Raw genomic sequence first — 12,428 nt, 5'->3', positions numbered from 1 at the left:
ATCATACGCAGAAGATGCAGATACGAAGCCCTGGTATGGGGTCGGGTCGATCCTGCGCTGCGCGACGCTCTCGAGCACACAGCGAGAACAGCGGCTGTGCTACAGACGTTCGCCTCGCGTCAACGGTCATCTCTTGCGCTGGTATCAGTGTGAGCCCGGCCGGGCGGCCCCTTCCCTTCGCTTTCAAGATGCCTGATCAGGCTTTGCGCGAGCGGCGTCAGTTTCGTATCGCTTCGGGTGCAGAGTGACAAACGACGCACCGCCCAATCGTCTGACAGCCGCTTGACGGAGATCGGCATCGATTTCCGGCAGCGGCGTGCGGCCGCCTCGGGCACGATGCCGACGCCGACACCGGCACTTGCCATCCGGCAGATATCGTCGAACCCGCGCAGCTGGATGCGCGGCCTGGTCCGCAGACCGATGCGCGCCGCCTGCGCGTTAAGGTGGTCCTGCAAGGCGCCTTCAGTCAGTCCGATGAACGGCTGACCGCGAAGGTCGGCAAGCCAGACTTGTCGCATGGCCGCAAGACTATGGTCTCGCGCCGCCACTACGACAAGTCGGTCCGTCACGAAGGGGCGCAGCGTCAGCCCGGTTGTGTCGACCAAATCCGAGAGCACGCCGATTTCGGCAAAGCCGAGCGCAATGCCGCGGGCGACGTCGGCGCTTTGGCGTTCCTTGACGACAATGTCGGCGTGCGGATGGGTAGCCAGCCAGGGCGCGAGCCGTAGGGGCAAGAACTCGGCGACCGCCGCTGTATTGGCGAAGACGCGGACGGTGCCGCGCACCGCCTTGGCGAGCTGACCCATCTCACCATGCATCCGAGCCATCTGGGAGAGGACCAGCCGTGCATGGTGCAGCAGCGCCTCGCCGGCTTCTGTCAGCGTCGCCCCTCGCCGGCCGCGGTCCAGCAGCCTCAGCCTGCTTGACGCCTCCATCTCGCGCAGGCGTTCGCTGGCGGCTGGCAGCGACAGGCCGGCCTCGGCCGCGCCATGGGTGATGCTCCCGGCCTCGGCGACGGCAAGAAACAGGCGCAGGTCGGTGAAATCGAAACGCATGGCGGCAGGATACTCGGGCGCCAGGCTTCGGTCCAGCCGAAGGCTGACTGCGGCACTTCCGCATTGTCTGTGGGACGGCCGTCGCTATGACTGGTGCATGATCGATCTTTCCTTCCCCATTCTGCTTGCGATTGCCGCGACCTTCTTCGTAGCTGGCATTGTCAAGGGCGTGACCGGCATGGGATTGCCGACCGTGGCGATGGGAGTGCTTGGAGCCCTGCTCTCGCCCTTGGCGGCCGCCGGCCTGCTGATCGTCCCGTCCTTCCTGACCAACGTCTGGCAGCTTCTAGCCGGACCCGCCTTCGGTCCGCTCGTCCGCCGACTCTGGCTGATGATGCTGGCAATCTGCGCGGGCACGATACTGGGCATGACATGGCTGACCAGTGGCGGAACCCGGGCGACCACACCCGCACTCGGCGCCGCGCTGGTCACTTATGCCGGCTATTCCTTGCTGGCGCGGCAGATCCGCGTGCCCCTGCGTTGGGAGCCATGGCGTTCGCCCCTGATCGGCGCCGTGACCGGTGTCGTTACAGGCGGCACCGGGGTCTTCGTCATCCCGGCCGTGCCTTACCTGCAGGCACTCAGCCTGCCGCGGGACGATCTGGTGCAGGCACTCGGACTGTCCTTCACGGTGTCAACCGTTGCACTCGCGGCAGGTCTTGGCGTACATGGCGCATTCGAGCTGCAAGGACTGGCGCTTTCGGTGCTCGCTGTTGGGCCCGCGCTCGCAGGCATGTGGACTGGCCAGGCGCTGCGCGGGCGGATCAGCGCGGCTGCCTTTCGACGCCTGTTCCTTGTCTGCTTGCTTCTGCTGGGAGCGGAAATGTCACTAAGACCATTCGTGTAAACGAACTCGAAGCACCGATTCGGGCGAGAAAGCGCGCACTTGGGGGTCGTCCACTTCGCCAATGTGCAGCCTGTGTTCGGCCATGTACCCTCCGCCAAAGACAATGGGGATGGCCTGCTGATCGAATGCAGCAAATAGGAAGCCGGCATTAAAATATTGCTGCAATTCGTCATCACTACTGGCCGCCGCGTCACCAGTAACAGCGCCCGCTGGCGAGGCGACACCGCTGCTTCGGCGCGCCGCCGAAGCGCTGATGTCCGCTGGCGACGCATCGCTGGCGGGCCGATAGCGGCAAGAATTCGCCGTTTTCACCGCGCTTGGATTGCTCTCGATTGGTCATCCCTGTCGTCTCCTCCCTGCTTTCCGACTGCATCCACGCTGGAGCGGTTGCCGAGTGGGACTTTTACCGACTGCACAGCGCCGCCTTGGGGTCGGTTCGGCTGAGGGCGAAATGAAACCCTAACTAAGCGACTCCAGCCGCTCGCGGGCAGGAATTCGATTGCTGGATAATCGCCTGGAGCACAAAGCCGGCCCTACGCGCAGACGTAACGCACCATCGCCGCTCGTGCATAAGACAGGCGAGCGTGCGGTTGGCAAGTAACGGCACTTGCATCTGGATCCCTATTTCCCGGCTCCAGTGATGGCTCGTAGCTGCCGCAGCAGATCTTTGATCTGCGGATTGTCCGGCTGCAGCCGGCTGAGCGTTTCGACTGGTCGCAGCGTCTCGTCGAAGCGCTGGAGTTTGAGCCCGAACTGGATCGCCGTGCCGAGCAGGCTGACATCGCTGCTGCCCGATATCGCCGCCGCAAAGAGCATGTCGAATGCCTCAGCGGTTAGAAGGCCGACCAAGCGCTTTACATGGCCAAGTCCAGCGGCAAAGGTACTGCGCGCTTCCATTCGGAAAATTCCCTGCAGGTTGTCACCGGCTAACGCATTCTGCGTTGTGGGATGCCTTCGCATGCTTGCCCCGCCAAAACTGCGCGGTTTATGCGAACTTGCGCAGCATCTTTCCGCGCTCGGCCGGTCCACAACCATCCCACTTGGCCTACTCAAGTCACGCTGGATCACGGTCCCCCTTTCTCATGACGGCGTGAACAGCACCGAGCAGGAACGCCACATTCTTTGCGTTAAGCGATTCCGACAGCGCTTTCCTGACGACATCGGCGCCGGCCGGCCATTCAAGCTCACCGGCATCAGCCTCGACGCCCGGCAGAAATTTTGAATGTCAATTTCTGAGGCTCTACTTCATCGGAATCCGCCACGAACACCTCCTCATTTGAACAATGCTTCAATATCCGCCATCGGCCGGAACAACTTCAGCGGCTGATCCGGAAACGGCAAAAAGCTCTCGCGCTCATAGAAGCGCTTCGCGCTTTCGTCCTTGGCGTCCACGATCACCGCAAAGGATGCGATCTCGTTACTCGCAGCCCGGTAGAGGGCGTCCGCGAGAAGAAACCGGCCGTATCCTCTTCCCTGGTAGCGCTGATCGGCGGCAAGGCGACCCAGCAAGGTCGCCGGGATCAGAGGATAGCGCGGCAGCTTGCGGACGACTGCCTCCGGCAGTTCAGGGAGTCGCACTGCCGTCGATGAGAGCGTGTAGTATCCGGCGATGCTGCCGTCCTTCAGCACGAGGACAAAGGGCGCCGCCATCTTCTTTCTGGCATCCTGTCCGGCTTGCGTCTGGAAATATCGGTCGAGCGGCCCTACACCGCTTGCGAACCCTGATCGGTCATGTTGCGGGCCGAGAATCTCGACTCGCAGGATGTCGTCCGCTCCACCACTCGTCAAACGCCTGTTCTCTCGCGATAGCGGCGAACGGTGTCTTGTAGCCGTTCGTTGACCGGCCGAGGTTCGACCAAAGCCTGGACGAACGCTTGGCTGTCCCGCATCGAAAGCTCCAGATGCTGATGTTCCTCGATGGCGCGGCGCGCCGCGTCCTGTAAGCTTGCCAGAACGAAATCCGTCACGGAACGTCCCTGCAGGGCAGCGGCATATTCGATCAGACGCTTTTGATCAGCAGTCACGCGCGCCTCGAGGCGCTCCCCCCGGACGCGGCCGGCAGTCGACCTCTTTGCTGCTTCAGCCATTTTTCCAATCTCCAACTCATCACACACATGTACGGCCAATGGCCGGAGAATTCAAGATACAGGAGGTTCGCGAATATGACACCGCCGCCGGCATATCTATGAAGCGGAGAGGCGATTCCATCGGCCGGTAAGCGGAGCCTTCAATGCGAAGACAGCCTCTTGGGCAACGAGTGGCAAGATCCGAACGAGGAGACTGATTTGCGCGCGGTAAGTTTCAGACGCCGGCATCGAGTGTCTCCGGCACGGTAATCTGATACTTGCTATCCAGTCGACCGCCCACCGCGATCTGACGCTTGCCACGACCAAGATCGAGACGCTTGAGATCGAGCCGGCCGAACCAAGGATGGGCGAACGCAGCGAACCAGAGAAACAGCCTCTTTACCTTCACGCCGCGGCACGCTTCCAGCACTTCTTGAACCCGCTTCGGGCTCAGAGTTCGAACCGACTCCATCAGGACGTCCGCCTCATGAAACGTCTCCTTAGACGGGAGAAGGTCAAGAAGCTCGCAAAATGCTCGCTCCGGCAGGCCCTGCAGCTCGAGTGCGCTGCGACCGCCGACAGCATGAGTCCAAACCACGGGACAAGTTCGGAGTTTCGCATTTTCGACCCATCGACGGTAGGCATAAACGCACAACATTCAAACCACCAAGACACAACGCATCTAGAGGAGGAAATGCCCACGCTTCCCGCATCCTGCAGCGTGAACTCATAAACGAAGGTTTCGCCGGTGCTGATCGGCGGCTGCGTCAGACCGGGCATGCCATCCATGACGTTGGGCGCACTCAGACCAGATCGCATGCCTCCGGTCTCCCGTCCACGGACGGACAGGACTAAGTCCTGGCATCATCAGGCAATACGCCGCAGCTGCTCAAGGCTCGCGCCCAGTTTCACTCATGCTACACTTATTGTTGACGCCTTCACCGGCTTGCCACCTATGCCATTGGGCAAGACTTCGGTTCGTCAATAATCGACGGGGTCTCTGATAATGGGGCATGTCATGCAATGGCCGCCGCCACGTCCGCGTCCGAGCTCAGCGCCAGTAATGGTGATGACCTCGATGCCTTCCTTGCGAAGCAAGGTGTTCGTATAGGTGTTGCGGTCATAGGCATAGACGACGCCCGGTGCGGCGCAGACGAGATTGGCGCCGCTGTCCCACTGGGTACGCTCGCGCACATAGTCGTTGCCACCCGTTTCGACGACCCGCAGCTTCTTGAGTCCCAGAGCGTCACGTACCGTCTCGACAAAGCTACCCTTGTCCTTGTGCAGTTCGACACCGCCCTTGCCGTCCGGCCGGTAAGAAAAGGCATCGATGCCATTGACAATATCGGGATAGAGCAGCACGCAGTCTCGGTCTGCGAAGGTAAACACCGTGTCGAGATGCATGGCGGCGCGCAGCTTTGGCATGGCGGCGACGATCACGCGCTCGGCAGCCCCCTTCTCGAACAGCGCGGCCGCGACCTGGCTGATCGCCTGGCGCGACGTGCGCTCGCTCATGCCGATCAGGACGTTGCCCTTGCCAATGGGCATAACGTCGCCGCCCTCGAGCGTGGCAAGGCCCCAGTCCTTGGTCGGATCGCCCCACCAGACGTTGACTTTGCCGGCGAAATCCGGATGGAACTTGTAAATTGCGGTGGTGAGGATGGTTTCTTCGTGACGCGCGGGCCAGTAGAGCGCGTTCAGCGTGACGCCGCCGTAGATCCAGCAGGTCGTGTCACGCGTGTAGAGCGTGTTCGGTAGCGGCGGCAGCAGGTATTCATTGACGCCGGCTGCATCGCGAATAAGAGCCAGCTGCTCGCCACCGATTGCCTCGGGGAACTCGTAGGTCGAGAGACCGCCGATCAGCGTTTCGGCAAGATCACGGTCAGACAGCCCTTCGAGATAGGAGCGCACTTCGTTTAGCAGGCCGAGACCAATCTGGTTGGGGGCGACCTGTTGGTCGAGAATCCACTTCTTGGCTTCGGGCACGGCGACTGTCTGGGCCAGGAGATTGTGCATTTCCACGACCTCGATACCGCGGTCGCGCATCTTATTCATGAAGTCGAAATGGTCGCGCTTGGCATTGTCGACCCAGAGCACATCGTCAAACAGCAGCGCGTCGCAATTGGTCGGTGTCAGCCGCTGGTGGGCACGCCCGGGAGCGCACACCAGCACCTTGCGCAGCTGCCCAACTTCGGAATGGACGCCAAGTGCCTGAGGGGTGGAACTTGCAGAAGACATGCTCTTCCTCCTTTTCAGATTGTCAGGTATCCAGTGGCCAAAGCAATGATCGCGACAATGCAACCTATAGCGGCTGCGGCGAAGATTACCCAGTCTACGGTTGTGTTGAAGATCTGCTTGCCCTGCTCCCGCCGCGCCCAGAAGTAGAGAACTGTCCCGGGCGCATAAAGAAGAGCCGATAGCAGGACGAACTTCATGCCGCCTGCAACGATCATGAAGATCGTGTAGATGGCGGCAATGCTCGCGATGATAAGATCCCGGTTGCGTTCCGCCGGCCTGACATCATAGGTCAGTCGCCGCTTCGCCAACAGAAAGCCGAATGCGGCTACAAAAAGATACGGGATTAGCGACATGGCGCTGGTCAGGTTCAGCATGAGCGCGAAGGCATCCCGGGACCAGTAGGTGCTGATGACGAAAAGCTGGACGATGCCATTGGTCAGCCAAAGGGCCGCGGCTGGAACCTTGTTTTGGTTTTCCGTGCCAAACAGTCGGGGCATGTCGTTCGTGCGTGCGGCGATGTACAGCACTTCGGCGCACACCAGCGACCAGGCAAGATAGGCACCCAGCACCGAAACGATGACGCCGACGCTGATAAAAACCGCACCCCAGGGGCCGACCACGGCGGCAAGCACGCCCGCCATCGAGGGTTGGCCCATAGCGGCGATCTCGGGGCGCTGGAGCACAGCATAGGGCAGCAGCGTAACGAGGACCATCAGCGCGGACACGCCGATGAAACCCATGATCGTGGCCGTGCCGACGTCGGCGCGCGTCTGCGCGTAGCGGGAGTAGTTGCTGGCGCCCTCGATACCGATGAAGACGAACACGGTTGCCAGCATCGTCGCCCGAACCTGCTCCAGGAGCGAGGCTTCGGGCATGCCTTCGCCACCCCAGAAGTTCAGCCGGAACAGGTCAAGCTTGAAAAAGACGAAGAGGATGATGATGAAGGCGATGATCGGCACAACTTTTGCGACCGTCACAACAGTGTTGATGAGGGCCGCCTGCTGAATGCCCTTCAGGATCATGAAGTGGAACAGCCAGATACCAATCGACGCGACGGCGATCGCGACCACCGTGTTGCCGTCGCCGAAGACCGGGAAGAAGCCGCCGAGTGTTGATTTGATCAGGACCCAGTAGGAGACGTTGCCGATGCAGCTGCCGATCCAGTAGCCGAAGGCTGAGAGAAAGCCCGGATAGTCGCCGAAGCCTTCCTTGGCATAGGCATAAACGCCAGCATCAAGGTCGGGCTTGCGTTCGGCAAGTGCCTGGAAAACACGCGCCAGCATGTACATGCCACCACCGGCAATGCACCAGGCGATGATCGCGCCAAAAGGACCCGTTGCCATACCAAAGGTACGTGGCAGAGAGAAAATTCCGGCTCCTACCATAGAGCCGACCACCATTGCGGTGAGAGAGAATAGTGAGAACTTCTGCTGCGAGTCTGCCATTTGAGAAAAACCTCTCAGTTCAAGCATTATCTCTGTTCAGCTGTCAGTTTGATGTAAGGCTTTTGCATCCTTTGCAGGGCGCGGTTTTGCCCTTAAGGGTTGTCTCAGGCTATATCCTAATTCCCCCGTTTGCAATTTCGAATATAGCCGCGGCTGCACTTAGAAATAGCAGAGCGAAGGCGGCCTTTTCCCAATGGTTAAAGACTCCCTTGCGTTGCTCCCTTCTCGCCAAGGCAAAAAGAACCGTACCGGGACCATAGAGAAGAGTGGTGAGAAGCAGATGCTTCGCGCCAGCTGCATAGATCAGACCACTCGTGTAGATCAGTGCCAGCAACGATTGCATAAATTCTGTTCGACGGGGGCTTCGTCCTATTTCTTTGAAAGGTATCTGACTCCAACTGAGTTTGACGCCATAGGCTGCAACAAAAAAATACGGGATCAATATCATTGAACTCGTCATCGCTACCGCCAATGTGAAGGCGTATTGCGTGAAAAGCGTAACGATAAGAAATAGCTGAACCAGAATATTTGTTAGCCAAAGCGCATTGGCAGGCACCCCCCGACTGTTTTCTCTTGAAAGAAAACGAGGCATCGTCTCGTATTTTGACGCGGAGTATAAAATCTCTGCGGCGAGCAGAACCCAGGCGAGGTATGCGCCAGCGACAGAGATGATCAACCCCAGGCTGACGAACATGGCGCCCCACGGGCCAACTGCCGCTGCAAGGACACCTGCCATGGATGGATTGCGAAGTTGGCCAAGCTCAGCGGGCGATAATATGCCGTACGACAGCAATGTGACGGCTAGCATCAAGCCCAAGACAAGCAGAAATCCGCCTACCGTGGCGATCCCCACGTCTGACCTGCTCTTGGCATATCGCGAATAAACGCTTGCACCCTCGATGCCGACGAAGACGAATACTGTGACCAGCATGGTGCTGCGCACTTGTTCAGCGATTGCAGTAAAGGTGCGATCACCACTTCCCCAAAATCCGCTGCTGAAGGCCTCCCATTTGAAGGCGAGGAGCACCAGGACGATGAAAACCATGATTGGAATGAGCTTTGCGGCTGTTACGACAGCGTTTAAAGCTGCAGCTTGGCGGATGCCTTGAAGAATGAGCCAGTGCATTCCCCAGAGCAGGCATGAAGAGGTCGCTACTGCAATGACCGTATTTCCATCTCCGAAAATTGGAAAGAACAACCCGAGGGTCGATTTTATGAGAACAAAATACGATACGTTCCCTAAAAGAGCAGCACTCCAATAACCGAGCGCCGACAGGAAGCCGGCGTAGTTGCCAAATCCCTCCTTGGCGTAAGCATAAATACCCGCGTCAAGGTCCGGTCGCCGCTCTGAAAGGGTTTGGAACACGAAAGCGACCATCAGCATCCCGACACCGGCAATTGTCCAAGCAATCATCGCACCCAGCGGTCCGGTCGCCCTGCCGAAGGCTTGAGGCAGGGAGAAAATTCCCGCGCCGACCATGGAACCAACCACGATTCCCATCAGTGTCCAGGCGGAAAACTTGGTCTCATGAGAAGAACTGGACATGCTTGCTCCAATGAGAACACAAGGGGCAAAACGCCTTCAACTGGCAACTAGCCGCGCCGGCGCCGGTTGCGGCAACCGGAAGGACCACTGCGCACCTGGTTGCCATTCGCAAAGCCATTTTATCCATCAGTCGCCGAACCAGGCCCCGAGGCTCTATTTCTGCGTGTATGCATATTGCGCGGCACCTAAAAAAATCAAATGCCTTGTCAGACAGTTCTTCGACAAACCTTCAGATCAGGTGTCGCCGCACCATGTATTCCAATCAGTCGCAGCCGGTTGGCCTTTGCTCTGCTACCGCCCCAACGGGCCTCGGCCGTATTTTTCTGAACGAGGATACCACTCGACGCGGAATGGACAGGGATGCCGAGTTAATGGTAATGGATGCCAACAGCCAATAGTGATTTCGTTTTCCGAAACTGACCTGCGAGTAAGCCGCTTTCCGGGGACGAGACGACATGATCGCCGTGCTATTGAGTTTGCGTTACGTGATGGCGCTGGCATCTGTCGGCGTCATCGCGGCGTCTTTCCTGATGTTTTGGGAAGGCCTTCTCACAATCTGGGACGCGTTCGCTTACATCCGAACTGATCCGGACCAAGCCGTCGTTACTGCAGTCCTGCAGGGTACGGACAAGCTGTTGTTCGGTATCGTGCTGGTAATTTTCGGCTGCGCGATCACGGTAGGATTCGTGATTGACCCGTCTTCGCCCTGGCGAAAGAAATTGCCGGAATGGATGGTGATTGAAGGCATCGCCGAGCTTAAGAATCTTTTCTTTCAGATGATTATTCTCTATCTCGTCGTCCACTTCGTGACGTTGGTTGCGGAGACTGCCGATACTATGCCGCAATGGAACGCGCTGGTCTTGCCTGTCGCTATTGTCTTATTGGCCGCAGCAATGAAAATAATCGCGACCGTTTCCTCGCACCCGCGTCCGGCCGCGTTTAAGACAGATGCGGCGAGCGGCGATGTCACATCACGGTCTTAAGGTCGCCTTTCAGTCGTTCCTTATCGCGCCGGGATGACGGACTGTTGGCGAAAACGGACTGCGGGTTCGCCGTCACGCCTGCTCGGCTTCAACACATCCGTAGCGAGCACGCGCCATCAGAGCCAATCGCTGTGAGCTTCATCGGAGGAGCAAGTCCGGCGGGCTTCTCGATCACCCAATCAATCGATCAAGACTGGCCACTGTCCTCGACGGCGGTTAGCGCCTCGTCCGGCATCGTTGTGACCCGGAGTTCTTTTGTTGTAGTAGAGCCAGACGGCATGGGCGATGATCTGAGCTGGGAAACGGTGACGTTTGTGGCTGACGGCAGGCTCAATCATGCCATGCGTTCTAGCCCACAAATACTGACGCCACGTTTATGTGACAATACCCTTCACTCGCCTCCGGCCGTGAAACCAAAATCTTCTAGACTGGACGTCGCGAGTCAATTCAGATGGAGATCATTGCCGGATCGTGCGACGCCGCGCGCTTCAGAACGAACGATCTAAACACTTAGAATGGGGAAACCGCGATCGATGCTGGATGTACTTCGTAGCAAAGGCAATTCGCTGGTGCTTGCATTCGTTTCAGGATTTGCAGATGCGCTATTTTTCATTCATCTAGGCGGGCTTTTTGTCGGCCTGGTTACAGGCAATGTTGTCCTCATCGGATTGGGACTCGTCGGTCACGAGCAAGGCGGTCTGCGAGGATTGCAATTGATGACATTTCCGCTGTTTATGGTCGGTGCAGGTATCGCAGCGATTATGGTGGCCCGTATCAAACCCCTGCAAAGGGCAACCGTCTGGACGTTAATCGCGGCGGCTTGCGCGTTTGCGATTTCGGCTGTTCTGGCAATCGCCAATACCGGATTTGATGCCGCCTGTGCCCTATTCGCTGTTGTTGCTATGGGAATGCTGACGGCGATCGAACGGCTGGACAGCGGACTTGGCCCGCCGTTTTCGCTGATGACCGGCAACATCGCTGGTCTGGCCGTGGCTGCTGCTCGTCGGCTGATTGGCTACCCTGAGAAACCTGACGAGTGGAACCAGTCACTGACATCAATGGTTTTGGTTTTTGGCTTCGTCGCCGGATGCGCTGCGGGGGCGTTTGCCCAGGTTACCGTCGGCGTCGTTGGAATGCTCGTCCCTTCGGCGCTCTTGGGGCTGATCAGTATCCTCTATGCACGCCGGAGCGCGCAGAAGCCGACATAGACTGACCGTTTCAGCTCGCTCGAGGCCAACGTCCGTGAAGCAAAACGCGCGGGCGACATTCTTGGCCGTATGCGCGCCTATCTCTGGAGCAGAGGCGCGGATGGAGACCGTGGCGCTCGCCGACGCGCTTCTTCGAAGCGGACCTGGCACAACGAGGCATCGCGCTGAATATCGCGATCGCCGACCGGTCCCGCATGGTGGCAATCGATGTCATCTCGTTCCAGCAGATCATCCACAATCTGATCCGCAATGCCGCAGAAGCCCTCTATGATAGGCCCGAGCCCCGCATCAATTTGTGGACCGGCTTGGAAGGTCAAGACGCCATCATTGCTGTCGCTGATAACGGTCCTGGGATCGATCCGGCTGCCTTGAACCGCATTTTCGAGCCATTCTTTACCACCAAGCCGGATCGGCAAAGCGTCCCCGTAAAAGAAGGAAAGGCTGGTGAAAGCCAGCCTTCTCTCATGCTCATGCAGGCCGCATGAACGAATTTGATCTGCGCGTTTGGATACCGAGCTGCCAATGTCCCGGAGGCAGCCTGACGCGTTCGGCTAACCTCCAAGGATGGTCATGTCACTTTGCGTCGGCCGCCCCAATGTCCAACTCATCGCCGCCGCTAGCCACGGGCGGTCTTGCCTACGCCACTTTGCTGGGCCAGAAGCGCGATTTCCACACGGTTCCGCAGCCCAAGCTTGGCGAGCAGTCGCGAGACGTGAAACTTGACGGTCTTTATCTGGACGCCGGTGGCCTCGGCGATCTGCCGGTTCGTCTGGCCTTTTCCGATCAGCGCGAAGACCGTGGCTTCCTTTGCGGAGAGTTTTGCGACCAAGCTGTCGGTCTTCCGGCCTGCCGAGACATTGCGGATTACGTCGTAAAGCCGCATGCCAATGTACAGCCAGCCGATGGGACAGGCCTGAGGCGTCTCCCCAGGGGAGGCCTTCGGCCTCTCCCCAGGGGAGGCCTTCGGCCTCTCCCGCCCATGGCAGCAAGCATGACAGCAGGACCATGACCGCAAGACCATGACGACATGACAACAAGGC

General features: G+C 58.9%; 15 protein-coding genes and 1 pseudogene. 5 read left to right on the top strand and 11 right to left on the bottom strand.

Annotation, left to right across the window (positions count from 1 at the left end):
• Nucleotides 1-119: 119 nt before the first annotated feature.
• Nucleotides 120-1,055: a LysR substrate-binding domain-containing protein gene (locus FHX09_RS27205; protein ID WP_184450907.1), complete on the bottom strand. Its 936-nt coding sequence runs from the start codon at nt 1,053-1,055 to the stop codon at nt 120-122.
• 97 nt (nt 1,056-1,152) lie between these two features.
• Between FHX09_RS27205 and FHX09_RS27200 the strand changes: the two genes are divergently transcribed.
• Nucleotides 1,153-1,902, top strand: a complete 750-nt coding sequence (locus FHX09_RS27200) for a sulfite exporter TauE/SafE family protein (RefSeq protein WP_184450905.1) — start codon at nt 1,153-1,155, stop codon at nt 1,900-1,902.
• Here the strand turns inward: FHX09_RS27200 and FHX09_RS29495 are convergent.
• Together FHX09_RS29495 and FHX09_RS27190 are read right to left on the bottom strand one after the other, a co-directional pair.
• A complete protein-coding gene (locus FHX09_RS29495; RefSeq protein WP_210301598.1) occupies nt 1,885-2,214 on the bottom strand; it encodes a hypothetical protein in 330 nt (109 codons plus the stop codon). The genes FHX09_RS27200 and FHX09_RS29495 overlap by 18 nt on opposite strands.
• A gap of 309 nt (nt 2,215-2,523) precedes the next feature.
• Nucleotides 2,524-2,799: a hypothetical protein gene (locus FHX09_RS27190; RefSeq protein ID WP_132592742.1), complete on the bottom strand. Its 276-nt coding sequence runs from the start codon at nt 2,797-2,799 to the stop codon at nt 2,524-2,526.
• Nucleotides 2,800-2,860: 61 nt separating this feature from the next.
• Here FHX09_RS27190 and FHX09_RS27185 point away from each other — a divergent pair, with 61 nt between their 5' ends.
• Nucleotides 2,861-3,124, top strand: coding sequence for a hypothetical protein (locus FHX09_RS27185; protein ID WP_165933153.1), 264 nt, complete (start codon nt 2,861-2,863; stop codon nt 3,122-3,124).
• 50 nt (nt 3,125-3,174) lie between these two features.
• Here FHX09_RS27185 and FHX09_RS27180 read toward each other — a convergent pair whose 3' ends face one another.
• The 7 genes and pseudogenes from FHX09_RS27180 to FHX09_RS27150 form a co-directional block, all read right to left on the bottom strand.
• Entirely contained in the window at nt 3,175-3,690 is a 516-nt protein-coding gene (locus FHX09_RS27180) for a GNAT family N-acetyltransferase (protein ID WP_184450902.1), read from the bottom strand.
• Nucleotides 3,687-3,989 (bottom strand): DUF1778 domain-containing protein, encoded by a 303-nt coding sequence (locus FHX09_RS27175; protein WP_184450900.1) that lies wholly within the window; start codon nt 3,987-3,989, stop codon nt 3,687-3,689. The genes FHX09_RS27180 and FHX09_RS27175 overlap by 4 nt, the downstream gene beginning before the upstream one ends.
• Nucleotides 3,990-4,203: 214 nt before the next feature.
• Nucleotides 4,204-4,566, bottom strand: coding sequence for a type IV toxin-antitoxin system AbiEi family antitoxin domain-containing protein (locus tag FHX09_RS27170; protein WP_348649200.1), 363 nt, complete (start codon nt 4,564-4,566; stop codon nt 4,204-4,206).
• A 107-nt stretch (nt 4,567-4,673) separates the two neighbouring features.
• A pseudogene (locus FHX09_RS30160) lies at nt 4,674-4,778 on the bottom strand (multicopper oxidase domain-containing protein); the annotation flags it as partial.
• Nucleotides 4,779-4,949: 171 nt separating this feature from the next.
• Entirely contained in the window at nt 4,950-6,206 is a 1,257-nt protein-coding gene (arcA, locus tag FHX09_RS27160) for an arginine deiminase (RefSeq protein WP_184450896.1), read from the bottom strand.
• Between the two features lie 14 nt (nt 6,207-6,220).
• Nucleotides 6,221-7,651 carry a basic amino acid/polyamine antiporter gene (locus FHX09_RS27155; protein WP_184450894.1) on the bottom strand — a complete coding sequence of 477 codons (1,431 nt, stop codon included), beginning with the start codon at nt 7,649-7,651 and terminating at the stop codon, nt 6,221-6,223.
• A 109-nt stretch (nt 7,652-7,760) separates the two neighbouring features.
• On the bottom strand, nt 7,761-9,197 hold the full coding sequence (locus tag FHX09_RS27150; RefSeq protein WP_183721401.1) for a basic amino acid/polyamine antiporter: 1,437 nt from the start codon (nt 9,195-9,197) through the stop codon (nt 7,761-7,763).
• A gap of 455 nt (nt 9,198-9,652) precedes the next feature.
• Between FHX09_RS27150 and FHX09_RS27145 the strand changes: the two genes are divergently transcribed.
• The 3 genes from FHX09_RS27145 (at nt 9,653) to FHX09_RS27135 (ending at nt 11,873) form a co-directional block, all read left to right on the top strand.
• Nucleotides 9,653-10,180 carry a YqhA family protein gene (locus tag FHX09_RS27145; protein ID WP_183721398.1) on the top strand — a complete coding sequence of 176 codons (528 nt, stop codon included), beginning with the start codon at nt 9,653-9,655 and terminating at the stop codon, nt 10,178-10,180.
• A gap of 533 nt (nt 10,181-10,713) precedes the next feature.
• Nucleotides 10,714-11,388, top strand: a complete 675-nt coding sequence (locus FHX09_RS27140; RefSeq protein ID WP_183721396.1) for a YoaK family protein — start codon at nt 10,714-10,716, stop codon at nt 11,386-11,388.
• A 194-nt stretch (nt 11,389-11,582) separates the two neighbouring features.
• Nucleotides 11,583-11,873, top strand: coding sequence for an ATP-binding protein (locus FHX09_RS27135; RefSeq protein ID WP_184450893.1), 291 nt, complete (start codon nt 11,583-11,585; stop codon nt 11,871-11,873).
• A gap of 131 nt (nt 11,874-12,004) precedes the next feature.
• Here the strand turns inward: FHX09_RS27135 and FHX09_RS30155 are convergent, their stop codons facing one another.
• Nucleotides 12,005-12,271, bottom strand: a complete 267-nt coding sequence (locus FHX09_RS30155) for a LuxR C-terminal-related transcriptional regulator (RefSeq protein WP_246699519.1) — start codon at nt 12,269-12,271, stop codon at nt 12,005-12,007.
• Nucleotides 12,272-12,428: the final 157 nt, after the last annotated feature.

The sequence above is a fragment of the Rhizobium sp. BK538 genome (assembly GCF_014197575.1).
In the GTDB taxonomy this organism is placed as follows: Bacteria; Pseudomonadota; Alphaproteobacteria; order Rhizobiales; family Rhizobiaceae; genus Rhizobium.
Note: the sequence above shows the minus strand (reverse complement) of the source record. Positions and strands in the feature narration are given on the sequence as shown.